Origin of the sequence: Pseudoalteromonas sp. NZS71_1 (genome assembly GCF_015864305.1) — a bacterium.
Taxonomy (GTDB): Bacteria; Pseudomonadota; Gammaproteobacteria; order Enterobacterales; family Alteromonadaceae; genus Pseudoalteromonas; species Pseudoalteromonas arctica.
In genome coordinates, this window is sequence record NZ_JADYXM010000018.1 from 36,153 (window position 1) to 53,990 (window position 17,838).

Below are 17,838 nucleotides of genomic sequence, written 5' to 3' on the forward strand. Positions count from 1 at the left end.
TACTAATTTCGATAAATTAGTAAAATCGTTTAAATGTATCTAGTTAATAGTTTTAACCTATTAGCTGTTTTTGATACCTATATTCACTTTAGACTATTAATAGAAGTGGGTCTGATTAATAAAAATACTACCCCTCAAAAGTAAATAAACCTCAAAAGTATATAAATCATGATCTAAAACAAACTTTATTCAAGGTAATAACTTAGCTATTTTTTATTGATGCAGGTCAAAAATCATCCACCCTAACGGCGCATAATAATGTTGTCGAAATAATTAGGAGAGATAACATGCATGCAAAAACAGCGAAACAAAATAAAGCAGAGTTAATAGTGGTAGGAATTGCAGTCATCGCATTTGTATTTGGGTTAGTAGCGCACTTGGCGGGTGCAAGCTTTGCGAACTCAGATTTTTTTGGCTACATTGCGGCGCCGATTCCGCTTATATTGGCAGTGGTATTTTTAATTAGTTATAAAATAGCAGCCAATGCTGAGGATTAATCTTTCTCGTTTAAGCACTTTAAAATGTAATCGAGTACTTGGCGCGAGTAAATCATACTGGTATGGCTTAAATGAAACACTTTATGTTCGGCCATACCTTTAAGTTTGGTTTCATCTAGTAATACAGTGCCATCTGACTGGCTACCTTTGACTATTAAGGGCATAAGCCCAATAGGTAAATCGCCCGCAATACTGTAAAGCTTAGCTTTAAAAGGCCAATTACCATTTTTAGTGAGTAAAAATTCAACACTATTTTTTAAAAATGATTCAAACCCTTTTTGCTTCATTTTTTGCGCTATATGGCTGCCTTTATGTGGAGTACCCAGTGTAATTACCTTCGTAACATTCTGGCTAGCAGGGGAGTTTGCCTCTAGGTAAGCACGTGCAATAAGCCCTCCCATTGAGTGGCATACAAGCGCTGCAGGTTCGTTAGAAATACACTCATCAATTTGTGCAAATATGGTGTCGCGGTGAGGGTCGAGCGTATTATAGGTAATGTTTAATACCGTCATCCCCGATTCTTCAAGTCGTGAACAAAGTGGGCGCATAACAAAGCCAGACATATACAAGCCATGTAAAACAATAACGTGTTTAACTTTCATATGCTCCCTAATACCAATTTTATTAAAAACATGATCATTCTAGCGTATTAAATAACCCGCTACCTGCGTTAAAAATTATTTATATAGAACAACTATATGTCATAATTTCGCCTTGTTATCGACTTATTTCCTTGTCGCTATAATAGATAACTAATTTAATGCAATTGGTATAACTACCGTAATTACATTAATTGCAGCGGTTTTATTTCAATATTGGTTGTATCGGTATTTACCCATACTTCACCATCTTGAATGGTAATGGCGAGCTTAATTCCACGATCAACCAAAGCAGCAAGTGCTTGTGTTGCTGCATAATCAAGGCTAAAAATACTTAGATTTTTAAATTCATACAATTTAGGTTGGTGTTTTTGCCACCAAATTGCTTGATTGTTTTCACCGTAAGTATATAGCACCACTTTTTTAGATTTATTACAGGCTTTTTTAAGGCGTTTTTCATCTGGTAAGCCAAGCTCAACCCACAGCTCTATCTCTTCACTATAGCTTACATGCCAAAGTTCAGGCTCATCATCAGCGCTTAATCCTTTAGTAAATTCTAAACCATCACAGCTATTTAGCGCAAAAGCGAGTAAGCGAATCATCAACCGCTGATCGGTTTCTGATGGGTGTTGAGCCAAGGTTAAATTAAAATCTTGATAAACGTGGCGGTCCATATCGCTAAGCGATAACTGCACTTTCATAATGGTGGATTTAAGAGCCATAACAACTAATCTGAAAAAATTTGCGTCAGTATAGCGCAATTAAATGAATTGCCAGTTAAAATAGCGGTTAATTATACGTTAGGAGTTAAAAATGGCTATCCAGTGGTTCCCTGGGCATATGAATAAAGCCCGCAATGAAATTAAAGAAATAATGCCACAAATGGATGTGATCATTGAAGTGCTTGATGCGCGCATTCCCTACAGTAGTGAAAACCCGATGGTGGCAACCTTGCGTGAAGGTAAGCCGGTCATCAAAATTTTGAACAAAGCTGATTTAGCTGATCCTAAAATGACTCAAATCTGGAAAGATTATTTTGAGCAAGAAAACGGTGTTAAAGCGATTTCTTTTGGACATGATAAAGCAGCTGAAGTAAGTCGTATAAATGAGCTTTGTAAAAAGTTAGTGCCGCATAAAGTGGGTGCAGATAAGCAAATTAAAGCCATGATAATGGGTATTCCTAACGTGGGTAAATCTACGTTAATTAATGTACTGGCTGGACGCATAGTTGCAAAAACAGGTAATGAACCTGCGGTAACCAAAGCACAACAACGCATTAAGCTTGAAGACGGTATTATGCTTTACGATACGCCAGGTATGTTGTGGCCAAAAGTAGAGAATGAAAACTCAGGTTATCGCTTAGGCGCTACCGGTGCCATTCGTGATACGGCGCTTGAGTATGAAGAAGTAGCAAGTTATACAGCTGAGTACTTATTGCGTGCATACCCTGAGCTTTTAAAAGCGCGTTATAAAATAGACGAATTACCAGAAAGTGATTGGGAATTTGTTGAAATGGCAGGTAAAAAACGCGGCTGTATTCGTGGTGGTAATCAAATAGACACATATAAAATGTCTGAAATACTAATCAACGAATTACGCGACGGTATTATTGGCCGTATTACTATGGAAACTCCGCAAATGCGTGAGGAAGAAGAAGTAATGGTTGCTGGTTTACGTGCCGCTGCAGAAGCTAAAAAAGCAGCTAAAGAAGAAGAAAAGCTTCAACGCCGAGCGCGAGCTCGTAAAAACCGTCGTTAATATTTAACCAGAGTTCAGGTTATTTAATTAAAGTGATTTAGTTTTACTAAATTACAGACATAAAAAAAGCCCGTAAGGGCTTTTTTAGTTTCATATCTACCGTCACCGATATGAGCAATGTAGCAAGTAAAATAGTAGGGCGGTTACTCATCATCAACATCAAGGGGCGTTGCGGTTCATAACAAGTAACCATAGCTGTTTACGTGCGCCACACGTTGTTTCAAGGTCGAGAAACAAATCAATTCATTCCTTAACAAGTGGTATGCAATCCGTCTTGTTGATATTGATTATCAGTTAGATCTAACTGTCTGTCAATACCTAAATGCAAATAATTCTTATTATTGTGGCGCTTGTTTTTTATTCATATATAGATCGGCTAGTTAACACTGCCATTTCATAAAAATGCTTATCTTGGTTAAACAATTAAGAATAGGTTTTTAATGCTTATTGAATAATTTGATATGAATTTTTATTATAAAAGTATTAATCTTTCGAAGTTAAAATAAATTCAAGCTAGGAATGATTTTATCGCCTTCCAAGACAGCGACTGCTTTGATATCAAATAAAATAGTCTCTTATAAAATCTTAACCCCCAAAGATCAACAGCCTTTAATTAGTGGCTAAAAATATTCGTACTTAATTGGATATTTTAAGCCACTAACGCACTTTATTTGCTGTTATACGTAAATTAATCTGCTCCACTAGTACTTTATCCTGCTTGTTTAGACGCCCTACAATGAGCAAGAAATCACTACCGTCAGTTTTTATTACTTTAATGCTTGTGTTATCAAGTTTGGTTTTACCGTAGGTGGTTTCTATTTTTTCTATGTCTTTAAAGTGACTAAGATCCGATTCAAGCCTGCCGTCATCGTTTTTGTAGTAACTAAAAATATAGTTCTCGGTTATTCCGTTACCGTCTTCTCGGTAATCAAATACTGCATCGCTATAAAAATAAAGTATTTCTTCGTTTTCAGGTGTTAGGCGATTACGTTTTAAAAAGTGTACTTGGTAAGACCATAAACTATCGCCTTTTATAATTGCGGCATTGGGTAAAATATTTACTTCTTGAAGTACGCCTAAAAATAATAGAGGTGCAAACGCAAGCGAGATTAAATACTGTCTAATTCGCCAGTACGAGTTGTAATGTAGGGCTTCTTTACTTGTATCGGTTTGTTCAATGTAACTAACTAGAGGCAACCATAAAAATGGCATTATACAAATCACTATGGTTGCGTATTCGTCCATACGATAAGCAAAGACGCTGGCGAGTACCATTAGCCAGAGTGTTAAGGCAGTCCAGTTAGGCATTACTCTATTTTTGTTTAACTGTTGTTGGCTGTGCTCTGCAAGTGCGAGATACAAAGGGTAATACCATAAAAATGCAAATATACCTCGAGCAATAGGCATAATACTTGAGTTATCGCGCTCTTTAATGGCTTTAAAGTTACGATAACTCCAGTAGTTAACAAATATGCCTAAACTTAAAATACTGTAAATAATAAACTTACTTACAGATACTGCATAAAATGGACTATCTTCAAATTTCACTTTTTTTGCTGACTCTAATCGCCAATCGGCAAAAAAGAATATGAGTACTAAAATATAGCCAGCCAACACATATTTAAGCCAGCTATAACCAAAGCTATCTAGCACATCAGCTGTTGTTTGAGGCGTTTCGGTCGTTTCCGCGTATTTTAGAATAGGGTAATGGGTTGCTGATATTAACTTTTTACGCTGTGCTAAATAATCATCTATTTGAGCGGCTTTAATATGATCTTGTTTTGCGTAATAGTCATAACTCAGTGTTAAAACATTATCATTAAATTCAGTAGTTGTTTTTAGGTTGAAGTAGTCGTTATCAATTTCTTCTTGATCGCTATCAAATCCCCAACCTTTTTCTGCAAAATGTAGTTTTATTGTGGTGTTAATTATATTGGGGTAGCCAAAGTAGAGTGGGTCGGTGCGATTTACCTGCTTTGGTTCGTAAACGCTATTTTGTATTTCATTCGCGTAAAAACTAGCTTCGTAGCCTTCGTCTGTTTTTTCCCAAAATTCACTAATTAAATACGATTCTTTGGTTATTAGTTTACCCGTTTGTTCTTGCTCACTAATAGTCATTGCTTCATTGATTGATAGACCATTTAAAAAGCCTTGGTAATACTCGAAATAAGATTTAGCAACGCTATTTAGACCACTGCTGGCTATACTGCTTCTTCGGTTAATAGCTTCAAATTCAGCATAAGTGTACTGGGTTTCAAAACGTGATGGCTCAGATACTTTTTCAGCAATAAAAAAGTTATCTTCTACAGATACATTTGTATGTACAGGTTTTTGCGCCATTGAAGTTAAAGTGGTTTCACCTTTATCAATAATTAGGGCATAGCCATAATCAGGCTGTGCTAAATATTCGAGAGTACCTCGTTGGTAGCTAACCGTAGGATCGAGCCAGTAGCGTTTTCCGTTTTGTTTAAGCGTAACAATTACGTGATTAAATACACTTGCAGAAGGTGGAAGTTCTTTTAAACGTTTGGTTTCCTCTGTATCAACTAGCGCAGGGAAGGCCTCTATATCCATCGCTTTTAATAACGAGATAAGCAGTACTGTTTTATCTTTGCAATCGCCATATCGTAGCGAAAGCGTTTCTGAAGCTGACGTTGGTTGATGCGAGTTAGTGCCCATTTCAAGCCCTAAATATCGAACTTCGTCTTGGCTAAAGCGCAGTGCTGCTGCAATTTTGTCTGATGTTTTTGTGTGTTTTGCTTTTATTTCTTCAGCTACATCCAAAATGCTGTTTGGGGTTTCTATGGCTGACTGATAAAGTGGATATGCCCAGTTAACTACCTGACCCCAATCGTCAAACTCAGAAAAGTAAACTTGTGTATATGGGTCGTACCACGTTGGGGTTTGAGAATTTTGCTCGAGTAAGGGTTCTTCAAAAAGAGTTATAGAATAATCTTTGCCATATTTGTTAAGCGTTTCTTGAATATCTGCTGTGCCGTTTATTGTATTAATATGTAAAGGCGTTTGTTTACCCCAAAGTACACGCATATTTTGTTGCACTACGGGTACCGACCAGTTTAGCGTGCGTCTTGTACTAAATTTATTAGCATATATAGGGTTGCTACCTGCCACTGTGTAGCTGTAATCAAGTATGTCGCCACTGCGCATATCATCAATAATAATGTTGAGTGATAAGCTACCATTATAAATACGATCAGCTAACTCAGATTCACCTTGTATAACCGTCATTCTCGCGCTGCCAAGCTTATCAATACGCTCATTATTTCTAATAATCGTTAAGCTGTTTAGTGTTAGCGACTCATAACTTGGATCAAAATCAAGATTAAGCTGGCTTATATAATCAACACCACTTTGATTTAAAGCTTTCATAACCAAACGCGTATAGCGTTGCTGTTTTTGTCTGCTCGGTATATAGGATTGGTTATCGAGTAACAAATAAAGTGTGCCGTCACGTACCTTGGTTATGTCGGAATGCTTGGGTTGCTCAATAATATGTGTATTAACCCAATTAGCTGGTTTATCTATTTTATATTGCTGCGCAAAAATATTATGAGAGAAAATTAATAAGGTAAGTGCAATTAGCCAAGAGCTGAGTCGAAGGAAGTTCCATTTCATTGTAGGGTCTTATAGTTGTTTTTATAAATACTATTGAAGGAATAATGTACCAAATTTAGGCTTTTTTGACAATGAGATGTTAATTGAATCCATCCACATATTTATATCTATAATTATGATAATGAATAAGTTCAGCTCAATTTAGCTTATTATTTATATGCATAGGTTATAAATACAATGAAAGCATAAAGGTATTTAATTATCTCTAAAAATGGCTTTGCTGTTTGTCTTATTGCTCGGCACACATTTTACTTTGCAAAATACACTATGCTTTTATAAAGCACGCAACCACTGTATTTACCGCTCAGCAAATGGGTGACTTGGTCGGTGTTAGTCGCTCTACAGCACGCCGTTACTCGGAGTATTTGCTTGAATCAGTAAGTTAACAGCGGATCAAAGTTATGGCAGTATTGGCCGCCCTGAACGTTGCTATAAAATAGCGAAGTAACTTTGTGTACCTGATGCTAAAATATTAAATGCTATTTATTTCAGTGCCTTACATTTTTTTTGTTATGTTTGATATTTAATAGATACTGACGATAAAAAAAATATGTTGAATTGATTGCATTTTAAGCGGCTTGTATGGTGATGTTCGCTTTAAGTGATGTTATACTCCTGCGGAATAATTTATCGACTTTATTAAGAGCAAAATTAATGGCAGATTTATCGAAGTACAGAAACATTGGTATTTTCGCGCACGTTGATGCGGGTAAGACCACGACTACTGAGCGTATCCTAAAGCTTACTGGTCAAATCCATAAAACTGGTGAGGTTCATGATGGTGAATCTACTACTGACTTCATGGAACAAGAAGCTGAGCGCGGTATTACTATTCAGTCTGCGGCTGTAAGCTGTTTCTGGAAAGATCACCGCTTTAACGTTATCGATACTCCTGGACACGTTGACTTCACAGTTGAAGTTTACCGTTCACTTAAAGTACTAGATGGCGGCATCGGTGTGTTCTGTGGTTCTGGTGGTGTTGAACCACAATCAGAAACTAACTGGCGTTATGCTAATGATTCAGAAGTTGCACGTATTATCTTCGTAAATAAATTAGACCGTATGGGTGCTGATTTTTACCGTGTAACTGAGCAAGTACGTAAAGTACTTGGCGCAACTCCACTAATCATGACTTTACCAATTGGTATTGAAGATGAGTTTGTTGGTGTTGTAGATGTTTTAACTAAAAAAGCATACGTTTGGGATGACACTGGTCTTCCTGAAAACTACGAAATCACAGACGTTCCTGCAGACATGGTAGATAAAACTGACGAGTATTATGAAATGCTTGTTGAAACTGCCCTTGAGCAAGACGATGCACTACTTGAAGCTTACATGGAAGGTGAAGCACCTTCTTTAGAAGACATCAAACGTTGTATCCGTAAAGGTACTCGTGACCTTGCTTTCTTCCCAACATACTGTGGTTCTGCGTTTAAGAACAAAGGTATGCAGCTTATTCTTGACGCTGTTGTTGATTACTTACCATGTCCTACAGAAGTTGATCCTCAACCTCTTATGGATGAAGAAGGTAACGAAAATGGCGAGTTCGCAGTAGTATCTACTGACGAACCTTTCAAAGCGTTAGCATTCAAAATAATGGATGACCGTTTTGGTGCATTAACATTCGTACGTATTTACTCAGGTAAACTAAACAAGGGTGACACTATCCTTAACTCGTTTACTGGTAAAACTGAGCGTGTTGGCCGTATGGTTGAGATGCAAGCAGATGACCGTAACGAATTAACTAGCGCACAAGCTGGTGACATCATTGCTATCGTAGGTATGAAAAACGTGCAAACTGGTCACACTCTATGTGATCCTAAGCACCCTGTAACACTTGAGCCAATGGTATTCCCAACTCCAGTAATCTCGATTGCTGTACAGCCTAAAGATAAAGGCGGTAATGAGAAAATGGGTGTTGCTATCGGTAAAATGGTTGCAGAAGATCCATCTTTCCAAGTTGAAACTGATGAAGATTCAGGCGAGACTATCCTTAAAGGTATGGGTGAGCTTCACTTAGATATCAAAGTAGATATCCTTAAGCGTACTTACGGCGTAGACCTTATTGTTGGTCAACCACAAGTTGCTTACCGTGAAACTATCACTAAAGAAATTGAAGATAGCTACACGCATAAGAAACAATCTGGTGGTTCTGGTCAGTTCGGTAAAATCGACTACCGCATCAAGCCAGGCGAAGTTGCTTCAGGCTTCACGTTTAAATCATCAGTAGTTGGTGGTAACGTACCTAAAGAATTCTGGCCTGCAGTTGAGAAAGGCTTCAAGTCAATGATGGGTACTGGTGTTCTAGCTGGCTTCCCTGTACTTGACGTTGAAATTGAACTTTTCGACGGTGGTTTCCATGCCGTGGATTCATCTGCAATCGCGTTCGAAATCGCTGCTAAAGGCGCTTTCCGTCAATCGATCCCTAAAGCGGGCGCACAACTTCTTGAGCCAATCATGAATGTTGACGTGTTCACTCCAGAAGATCACGTTGGTGACGTAATCGGTGACCTTAACCGTCGTCGTGGTATGATGAAAGACCAAGAAGCTGGTTTAACAGGCAGCCGTATTAAAGCTGACGTACCGTTATCAGAAATGTTCGGTTACATCGGTACACTACGTACAATGACATCTGGTCGTGGTCAGTTCTCTATGGAGTTCTCACACTACGCTGCATGTCCGCAAAACGTTGCTGATACAGTAATCGCTGCAGAAAAAGAGAAAAAAGCTGCTAAGTAATTAGCTCTTTAACTCTTTAAAAAAACCCGCACATGTTGCGGGTTTTTTATTGCCTATAATTTGGTTTTATTTTTTTAGTTGTTTATAACTACTTTTTATTATTAATTAGTCCTATGTTACTAATTAATAAAAAGGTACTAGAAAGCAATTTATTTACCTCAATTACTTAATTGGTTGGTTTATAAGAGGTTAATTGTAAAGTAAATGTAACTGCATGAATTTTAAGAACTTCTATTGATGCATCTATATACGTAATGTAGAATACTAGCACTTTTAGACTAGAGCTCTAAAGTCAGATAAGGAAGTCTCCGCAGCAGAGACGTTTGCTATTAATTCTATATAAGACGTAACAATCATGAAATCTATTAAATTAGCACCAAACTGGTGGCTACAATTTACAAAATGCGTTTTAGCATTCAGCTTAATATTTTTAATTCATATTATATTTTCTGTGAACCTAAAAATTGTTTTTCTCACTGTAATGCCAGCTCTACTGATTATTACTACTTTTAATATTCTTCATCTTCGTTTTTTACATTGTTATAAAGCAGGCATTTGTTATACGCGTTTATGCACAAAGCGTTATATCAATAGCGAGGAAATTAGTTGCGTATCATTTAGTTCGTTTTTTCTTTTCACCATTTTTAAGGTGGAGTTAGATAATGGTAAAACGTTCCATTTTTATAACTGGCAACTTGATGATGAAACGCAATCAGCTATTTCTAAAATGTACTGCAATAAGTTAGCTAACAAAATTGAAAATATTAGCGATAAATGCAATGCTTGATCTTTAATTTAGATAGCAAAAAGGAGCGATTAATCGCTCCTTTTTTGTTTTTGTATTTTATAACGCGCTAATTAAACTTTTTTATAGCCTTAGCTTTTAGCGCTTTCATCTTTAGCCTGCGTGGCTTCTTAAAAGACTGGATAGGCATTGTTACCAAATGCTCTTGTGGTAGTGCCGGTATTGTTTGTGGATAAGCACCTTCCTTTGGTACCGAAATTTCTTTTAGATGTATTTTAAGTGCTTCTAGAGTTGAGTCGTTATCAACTTCACTAGGGCAAATAAATATACCTAACTTTCTTAGTTGTACACCGAGTTTAATGCTACTGGTATAACGGATAATCGGAGCGCCTAATACTAAGCCCAGCAATATAGGTGATAACCACCAAAAGAATACGGGCGTGAAGTAGTAAGCCGTACAACCCCATGCAATAGCCACAACAGTTGAGAATAACGTATAACCAAACGCCTCTTTCCACGGAACCATACGACCTTCGCGCGGTTGTGCATCCCACTTCACTTTTTTACCTAAAAACACACAAAGTACAAAGTAAGCATGAAATACCATCATTAATGGGGCAACAATAATAGCAAATACGGTTTCAATGATTGAACCTAGTATGAGCTTAATTGAACCACCAAAGCGTTTGTTTCTATGTATTAAGGTTACTATTATGCCCATTAGTTTAGGCATTAATAAAATAACAATAGTTAAATACAGGAGTGTATCAATCAGATCGGTTTTAGCTATTTGCCATGTAGGGAATAATTGATAAACACGGTTAAAGTACACATCACTATTTAATGCGCGCGTTACTGCATCAATAGTACTTAGCGCTAGCATTGAGAGCCAAATTAGTGATGAAATATAGGCTGTCGCACCAAGTAAAAAGTGTAGCTTACTCATTAATTTTAATTTTGATGATGATAGTAAACCCAAGTGCTGAATATTACCTTGCACCCAGCGTCTATCGCGTACAGCGTAGTCTAGAATGTTACTTGGTACTTCTTCATAGCTACCTTCAATATCTGATAGCAACAATACATCCCAACCAGCACTGTGAAGTAGTGAAGCTTCTACAAAGTCATGACTTAAAATTTCGCCGCCAAAAGGTGCATTACCTTTTAGTGTTGGCAAGCCACAGCACGTTATAAATGCTTCAACTCTAATGATTGCATTATGACCCCAGTAGTTGGCTTTATCAGTTTGCCAAAAAGCTGAGCCAGTAGCGAGCATTGGGCTATATAGCACTGACGCAAACTGTAAAAAGCGGCCAAAAAAGGTATCTTGACGAACAGGGATCGGAATAGTTTGGATCAGGCCTGCTTGTGGGTTGTTGAGCATACTTGTAGTAAGCTCTAACATACATTTCCCGGTCATTACGCTATCTGCATCAAGCACAATCATATGGTCGTACTGGCTGCCCCAGCGCTCACAAAAGTCGGTTAGGTTACCTACTTTACGGTGTTTGTTATCTTCGCGACGACGATAAAAAACGTTTTTAGCCGTATCACCTAAACGTTCACACAATGCATGCCATGCACTTAGCTCGTTTTTAGCTATTTCTGGGTCTTGCGTGTCGCTTAATAGATAAAAATCGAAGTTTGCAAGTTGACCTGTTTCTTTTAACGATTGCAGACTAACTTCAAAGCCCGCGATAACACGGTGGGTATCTTCGTTGTAAATAGGCATTACAACGGCGGTTTTTTGGGCGTTAATTGCCTCACTATTGAACTCAATTGGTTTAATACGCTTTAGCGTAAGTGGGTCAATTCGTAATAGCTGTAATACAAAGCCGATTGTTCCACTACAAAATGCCGTTACAATCCAGGCAAAAGTGATTGAGAATAATACTAAAAGAGCATACTCAAGTAATGTCATACCGTTTGAGCTTAAAATCTCAAACATAATAGATATGCCGTAGCCAGATGTGCCAAGCGCTGCAATAGCAAATAGCCAAACTCTTAATGTTTTGAATGGCATTGGAGTGCCCTTACCTTTATTACTTGATGTCATTTGGGTACCAAACATAACTCCATACCTCGCTAATTTCTTTATCACGTAGTTTTAACGATAAACGCATATCAACGGGTTGATCGTCCTGTGGTGCAATTTTAAAGGCTACACGCCATCCGCGTGAATCAGGCAGTTTTTGTACATTCACGTCGGTTACTTCGCCTGTTGTAAGTTGAATGTCGGCATCTAGCTTTAACTGTTCAGAGAGTTGATTTATTTCTGACCCAGTAAAATCAACAGTAAATTGGCGATGGCTTTTTGGTGGAGGGTTGTCTTCACCTGGTAAAGCGGCGCTACCGATCCTTGTGCGCAGTACTCTCGCTTTTTCGTGCTGAGTTAAAGCTGCATTAAAGGTCGTCATTTTGTAGCTTAGCTTTAACGAATCACCGGCTTTCATTGGCTTTTCTGGTACCCAGTAACTGACGATATTGTCGTTAGTTTCTGTGTCAGTAGGTATCTCTACAAGCTCTACACGGCCATTTCCCCATTCACCTTGTGGTTCAATCCATAGACTAGGGCGGTTGTGGTAATGTGCTTCTGTGTCCAGATAGTTATTAAAATCTCGATCTCGTTGAGCTAACCCAAAACCTTTTGGATTATTGTATGAAAACGAAGTTACACTTAGCTGTGAAGGGTTGTTAAGAGGGCGCCATACCCATTTATCATCAGCAGATTGAGTTAATAGGCCATCCGAGTCATGAACTTCAGGGCGATAGTCATCAAAAAATTTGGTACTGTTTTCACCGTGGTAAAACATACTCGTTAATGGAGCTACGCCGAGCTTTTTAATGTCTTTACGTGCAAATATCTGCATATCAACATCAACTAGCATATTAGTTGTAGGGTCAACATTAAACTTGTATGCACCCGATATAGATGGGCTATCTAATAATGCAAAAATGGTAATTTGTGTTTGGTCGGCCTTTGGTTTAACTAACCAAAACTCTTTGAACATTGGAAATTCTTCACCTGAATTTTCTGCAGTATCAATGGCAAGGCCTCTAGCTGATAATCCATAAACTTGCTGAGGGCCAACAACTCTAAAATACGATGCTCCCTGAAATACCATTACTTCGTCTTTATACTCGTTAGTATTTAACGGGTAATGCACACGAAATCCAGCATGGCCTAGTTGAGTATCCGCAACACTTTTAGCTATTTCTTCTTGTAGTGGTGCAGCAGTGCCATCGTATTGGTAAAAGTCAGTACTGAAAGGTAAGCGACTGCGTTTAGAGTCGCTATCAACGGTATTTATTGTCACAGGTGTTTTATATAAAAAACCAGGATGGAATAATTGCAGCTCGTACAGGCCTTCATCTTTCCATACTGCTTTGTCTTTTTTAAATCGAATTGAACGGTAATCTTGATAATCAATATTGTTAAGTGCTTCAAGCTCAATGTTTTTAGGCGCCACGTATTCTTCGCTTGCTAACTTTTTAGCGCGGGCGCTAATTACGTCAAATAAGCTACTTTGTGGGATTGCTACATCAACGGTTGCAGCAATCGCTTGGTTGCTATTGCCCCAAGTCGAAAAAATAATAAGTAGACCCAGTAGTGGTGCTGACTTCTTTTGCCATTTAGGCAGATTTTGGGTTAGTTGTTTCATTCTCATTCCTTTATAAAAACACGACTTATTTTTACGTTTAGGGTAAATATTGATTTTATTTTGTAAGTATCTTCTAAATAACTTAGAGCAAAATTTAAACCTTAATAAAAGTTCATATTTTTCAATAGGTAATGTTTATATACATAATTCACTGAGGTTTTGTTGTGTAAAATTCACTCAAATGTATGTAGTTGTTACTGATTAATTACTAGAAGATTCACAGATCGTCTGAACATATTACGGGGGGTTTAATGAAGCTTGTCTGAATTACATTTGTATAAAATAAAAAAGCCGCAAGAGCGGCTTTTAAATGTTTAGATTTAACTTAGTTATTTCTTTTTAAATCGACGCACTATTGATAGTGGTGCTAAAAGAAGTGATAACCATAATAATGAACCTGCATCATTATCATCATCTGAGCGTAAGTTATTTACTTTCACGGCTACTTTTTCAACGTTAGATAAGTTACCCACGCTATCCTGAGCTTGCACTGTTAAAGTAATACGATTTTCAAATTCGTAATCAATCTCTCCAGCAACAATTAGCTGCCCCTGATTGTTAATAGAAACGCTGTCATTATCAGATGTAATAAATTTAACAACTGGTGATTCATCGGCATTTGGATCACTAAAATCGAGTGTGCCGATAATTGTTCCAATTGCGCTGTTTTCATCGACTGCAAAAACTTGATCAGCTTTAATAACTGGCGTTTGCTCTTCAGGTGTTAAAGTGATTTCAGATTTAATATCAATAATTACAGGGTCGTGATCTGATGCGCGGTATGCACTTTCAGAGTACAAACTAGATTGTTGACCTTCGCTTTTAAACTCTACATTGTAATCAAGAGAAATAGGTTCATCTGCGTTGATGTGCCAATCTGTTGCTGCGACAATTTTGCTAAGTAGTGATTGGGTAGCTACTGCATGATCTAAACTACCAGCGCGACCAGAAAAGCTGTAAGAATAACCAAGCGTATCACCATCAATTTCTGCAACTACATTTTTGTAGCCTTTATCAGCAAATGCACGTATAGGATCTTCCATTGCGTAAGCATTCATATCGCCGACTAAAATAGTATCTTCGTCGTCAACACCGGTTGGTTTGCTATCAAGCCAATTTGCGAATGCATTAGCACCTTCTGTGCGTATTTCATTCCAACAGCCTTGTCCATCACCTGAATCTGCATTGTTTCCAGAAGCACTACCACAGCTTTTAGATTTAAGGTGTGACACAGCAACAGTAAATACTTCATCAGTTTCTAATGATTTAAAGCTTTGTGCAATTGGAGCACGGTTACTAAAATCAAATGGAGCCTCAGTCGTAATAGCAGCAGTACCTACTTCTTCTACTTTGTTAGCACGATAGATAAGTGCGGTAGTAATTGCATCGGTACCAATTTGATCTACGTTAAAATCAACAAATGCATAGTTGTTAGCACTATCAGCGTCATTTAATGCATCTACTAAGCTTGCAATTGCACTAAATTCGCCAAAACCATCATTTTCAATTTCCATTAAACCAACAACATCGGCCTGGATAGCGCTAATGGCACTTACAATTTTAGCTTCTTGGCGAGTAAATTCAGCTTCTGAATCTGCACCTCGGGCTGTAGGGAACCCTCCGCCTTGGCCATCACCATTAAAGTAATTAAGTACGTTAAAGCTAGCTACACGTAAATCTGCTTCAGCATTAAGTTCAGGCGCATTTTCACGTGCATTTGTTGCAATAAACGAAGGTGCTACCGTTGGGTGGATTCTGTAAAGGCTAAAGCTATAAGCAAGTGCCCCCGTAACCGTATTAACTGTATCGCCAGTACGTAATGTATTTTCTGCTGATAAGCCTGGAGTTGGGTAGGCTGTAGGGTCTAAGTTTTGTACTGTAGAGCCATCATCTAGTAAAATCTTTTTAAGTAGATTTTCAGTTTCAACTGCATTAGCTGCATCTCCAGGTAATGCAACTTGGGTACCTTGATACAAGCGTTCTGTTGCTAATTCAACTTCACCATATCGACCAAGGCCAAAGTTATTAGTTACTACTAATGGTTGTTCTAATGTAACTAACATACCTTCAAAAGCTTCTAAATCAGTTGTATCAGCTAAAGGTAAAGTGATTTTTGTAGCTGCTGCAGCTAAACCAGTGCCACATATGGCAACTTGGCTAACACTGCCGATTTGTGTTGCATCAAAATATTCTTCTACAGTACCTTGTACACGTACATGGTCGCCTACGTTTACGTCAATATCTGCAAAATAAACAAAGACACCTTCAGAGGTGAGAGGATTTGCATCTATGTCAGCAGCAAGTGAGCTAACAAAAAAGCCTTTTAATTGATCATCATCTTGGAAGTCTGCGGTTACAATCCCCTCAAACTCTACTAAAGTATCAACAAGCGGGCTTGCAGAGCTATCGCCTTGTATAGCGTTAATTAGTACTTTTTCTGCGCCACAAACAAGTGGTTCAAGTGGTTCTGGTTCTGGAATTGGTTCAGGTGTTGTTCCACCATTACCTGCATGTGAACCTAAACCATCAAAGTCATCTTGGTCAAACTGTACCCATTCTTCACTCGGGTTAAACTCTGCGTCAGGTGTTGTTCTACCTGCGGTAATACTATCTTTTCTACGAAGTGTTTTATTTTGTGTTTGTACTGCGCCCTCAGACCAAAACGAACCGGGATCTACACCGCGCTGGCCAAAGCTATCGACTACAGTGCTACCTTGCATTAGAACTAACGCATCATCACCATTAAAGTTAGCAACACCATGTTCTAAATCGGCTTTTTCTTTTAGTGCATCATTTGAACTTGAATTAACAACAACAAAGGTACTGTTAGCTGCCAAAGTACCAGACAAATCAAGAGTTGATTGAATTGTAGTTTTGCCATTTACATACAAACTTAGTGAGTACTGATCAAGAGTTAGTGGAGATGACGAGTTATTATAAAGCTCAATTGCTTTATTATTACTGCTTCCCTCTATGTATTCTGAAATGATTAGATCTGCGGAGGCTGGCGCACTGAGACTTGCTATAACAAGTGCGAGTGGTGTTATTTTTGTTTTAAACATTTTTTTATTATTCCCGTGTATTAATCCCAAAATGGGACACCAGTTTAGAGAATAAATATGACGAAAATAATACAAAAATGTAAACGAATGTAAACAAAAGGCGGTTTAACCGCCTTTTTATAAAAACCTTACTTTTTAGCTAGGTATTGTGCGGCTTGCTTAGCAAAATAGGTCAATATTCCATCAGCGCCTGCACGCTTAAATGCAAGTAAAGACTCCATTATAGTAGCTTCCTCACTTAACCAACCGTTATCAATAGCTGCTTTGTGCATTGCATACTCGCCACTTACCTGATATGCGAAAGTAGGTACACCAAACTCGTCTTTAACACGACGTACAATATCTAAATAAGGCATGCCAGGCTTAACCATGACCATATCAGCGCCTTCTTGTAAGTCTAATGCGACTTCACGTATTGCTTCATCAGAGTTTGCTGGGTCCATTTGGTAGGTTTTTTTATCGGCACCTTTTAAGTTTCCAGCAGAACCTATTGCATCTCTGAATGGGCCATAGTAGCTAGATGCGTACTTAGCTGAGTAGGCCATAATACGGGTATGCACAAACCCATCAGCTTCAAGTGCTTCACGAATTGCAGCAATACGGCCATCCATCATGTCCGAAGGGGCAATTACATCAGCGCCCGCTTCTGCATGCGAGAGTGCTTGTTTAACTAAAATTTCGGTGGTTACGTCGTTTATTACATAGCCTGTGTCATCAATAATGCCGTCTTGACCGTGCGTCGTGAATGGATCAAGTGCACCATCAGTAATTACACCCAACTCAGGAAAGGCTTCTTTTAAAGCGCGAACAGTGCGTTGCACTAAGCCATCGTCATTATATGCTTCTTCGGCAAATAGTGATTTTTTGTCCGCAGGGGTTACCGGAAAAATAGCAACGGCAGGTACGCCAAGCTCAACAAGTTCTTTTGCCTCAAGTAATAGTAAATCTATCGATAGACGTTCAATACCAGGCATTGATTCAATTGCTTCGCGACGATTTTTACCTTCTAGTACAAATACAGGGTAAATTAAATCGTTTACGCTAAGTTGGTTTTCGGCCATTAAGCGGCGAGAAAAGTCGCTGCGGCGCATTCTGCGCATGCGAGTATACGGGAAAAGGTCTAATCCTGATTGGGCCATA

At 38.3% G+C, this 17,838-nt stretch carries 10 protein-coding genes and 1 pseudogene; 4 read left to right on the forward strand and 7 right to left on the reverse strand.

The genetic code is table 11. From position 1 onward, the window contains the following. Nucleotides 1–287 precede the first annotated feature (287 nt). A complete protein-coding gene (locus I6F43_RS18280) occupies nt 288–497 on the forward strand; it encodes a hypothetical protein (RefSeq protein ID WP_197103474.1) in 210 nt (69 codons plus the stop codon). On the opposite strand, the gene I6F43_RS18285 is transcribed toward I6F43_RS18280, so the two are convergent. Both I6F43_RS18285 and I6F43_RS18290 read right to left on the reverse strand, forming a co-directional pair. After that, nucleotides 494–1,099, reverse strand: a complete 606-nt coding sequence (locus I6F43_RS18285; RefSeq protein WP_010554854.1) for an alpha/beta fold hydrolase — start codon at nt 1,097–1,099, stop codon at nt 494–496. The two genes, I6F43_RS18280 and I6F43_RS18285, sit on opposite strands and share 4 nt — an antisense overlap. 182 nt (nt 1,100–1,281) lie before the next feature. Further along, a complete protein-coding gene (locus tag I6F43_RS18290) occupies nt 1,282–1,818 on the reverse strand; it encodes a YaeQ family protein (protein WP_024593828.1) in 537 nt (178 codons plus the stop codon). A 91-nt stretch (nt 1,819–1,909) separates the two neighbouring features. Here I6F43_RS18290 and ylqF point away from each other — a divergent pair, with 91 nt between their 5' ends. Then, nucleotides 1,910–2,854: a ribosome biogenesis GTPase YlqF gene (gene ylqF, locus I6F43_RS18295; protein ID WP_024589485.1), complete on the forward strand. Its 945-nt coding sequence runs from the start codon at nt 1,910–1,912 to the stop codon at nt 2,852–2,854. A 657-nt stretch (nt 2,855–3,511) separates the two neighbouring features. Here ylqF and I6F43_RS18300 read toward each other — a convergent pair. Next, nucleotides 3,512–6,490 (reverse strand): DUF3857 domain-containing transglutaminase family protein, encoded by a 2,979-nt coding sequence (locus I6F43_RS18300; protein WP_197103476.1) that lies wholly within the window; start codon nt 6,488–6,490, stop codon nt 3,512–3,514. A 245-nt stretch (nt 6,491–6,735) separates the two neighbouring features. On the opposite strand from I6F43_RS18300, the pseudogene I6F43_RS20190 reads away from it, so the two are divergent. Together I6F43_RS20190 and fusA are read left to right on the forward strand one after the other, a co-directional pair. After that, nucleotides 6,736–6,938 (forward strand): annotated as a pseudogene (locus I6F43_RS20190) (two-component system response regulator); the annotation flags it as partial. A 206-nt stretch (nt 6,939–7,144) separates the two neighbouring features. Next, nucleotides 7,145–9,229, forward strand: coding sequence for an elongation factor G (fusA, locus tag I6F43_RS18305; RefSeq protein ID WP_024593825.1), 2,085 nt, complete (start codon nt 7,145–7,147; stop codon nt 9,227–9,229). Between the two features lie 854 nt (nt 9,230–10,083). On the opposite strand, the gene mdoH is transcribed toward fusA, so the two are convergent. The 4 genes from mdoH to hemB form a co-directional block, all read right to left on the reverse strand. Next, nucleotides 10,084–12,045, reverse strand: a complete 1,962-nt coding sequence (gene mdoH, locus I6F43_RS18310) for a glucans biosynthesis glucosyltransferase MdoH (RefSeq protein WP_197103478.1) — start codon at nt 12,043–12,045, stop codon at nt 10,084–10,086. Then, entirely contained in the window at nt 12,017–13,636 is a 1,620-nt protein-coding gene (locus I6F43_RS18315; RefSeq protein WP_165722832.1) for a glucan biosynthesis protein, read from the reverse strand. The genes mdoH and I6F43_RS18315 overlap by 29 nt, the downstream gene beginning before the upstream one ends. A 329-nt stretch (nt 13,637–13,965) precedes the next feature. Continuing rightward, a complete protein-coding gene (locus I6F43_RS18320) occupies nt 13,966–16,698 on the reverse strand; it encodes an ExeM/NucH family extracellular endonuclease (protein ID WP_165736334.1) in 2,733 nt (910 codons plus the stop codon). Between the two features lie 128 nt (nt 16,699–16,826). Then, nucleotides 16,827–17,837 carry a porphobilinogen synthase gene (gene hemB / locus I6F43_RS18325; RefSeq protein WP_007579839.1) on the reverse strand — a complete coding sequence of 337 codons (1,011 nt, stop codon included), beginning with the start codon at nt 17,835–17,837 and terminating at the stop codon, nt 16,827–16,829. Nucleotide 17,838: the final 1 nt, after the last annotated feature.

Excerpts from the sequence above, each read along its gene's own strand:
- I6F43_RS18280 (WP_197103474.1), top strand. The coding sequence starts at position 288 with ATGCATGCAAAAACAGCGAAACAAAATAAAGCAGAGTTAATAGTGGTA.
- I6F43_RS18285 (WP_010554854.1), bottom strand. The coding sequence starts at position 1,099 with ATGAAAGTTAAACACGTTATTGTTTTACATGGCTTGTATATGTCTGGC.
- I6F43_RS18290 (WP_024593828.1), bottom strand. The coding sequence starts at position 1,818 with ATGGCTCTTAAATCCACCATTATGAAAGTGCAGTTATCGCTTAGCGAT.
- ylqF (WP_024589485.1), top strand. The coding sequence starts at position 1,910 with ATGGCTATCCAGTGGTTCCCTGGGCATATGAATAAAGCCCGCAATGAA.
- I6F43_RS18300 (WP_197103476.1), bottom strand. The coding sequence starts at position 6,490 with ATGAAATGGAACTTCCTTCGACTCAGCTCTTGGCTAATTGCACTTACC.
- fusA (WP_024593825.1), top strand. The coding sequence starts at position 7,145 with ATGGCAGATTTATCGAAGTACAGAAACATTGGTATTTTCGCGCACGTT.
- mdoH (WP_197103478.1), bottom strand. The coding sequence starts at position 12,045 with ATGTTTGGTACCCAAATGACATCAAGTAATAAAGGTAAGGGCACTCCA.
- I6F43_RS18315 (WP_165722832.1), bottom strand. The coding sequence starts at position 13,636 with ATGAAACAACTAACCCAAAATCTGCCTAAATGGCAAAAGAAGTCAGCA.
- I6F43_RS18320 (WP_165736334.1), bottom strand. The coding sequence starts at position 16,698 with ATGTTTAAAACAAAAATAACACCACTCGCACTTGTTATAGCAAGTCTC.
- hemB (WP_007579839.1), bottom strand. The coding sequence starts at position 17,837 with ATGGCCCAATCAGGATTAGACCTTTTCCCGTATACTCGCATGCGCAGA.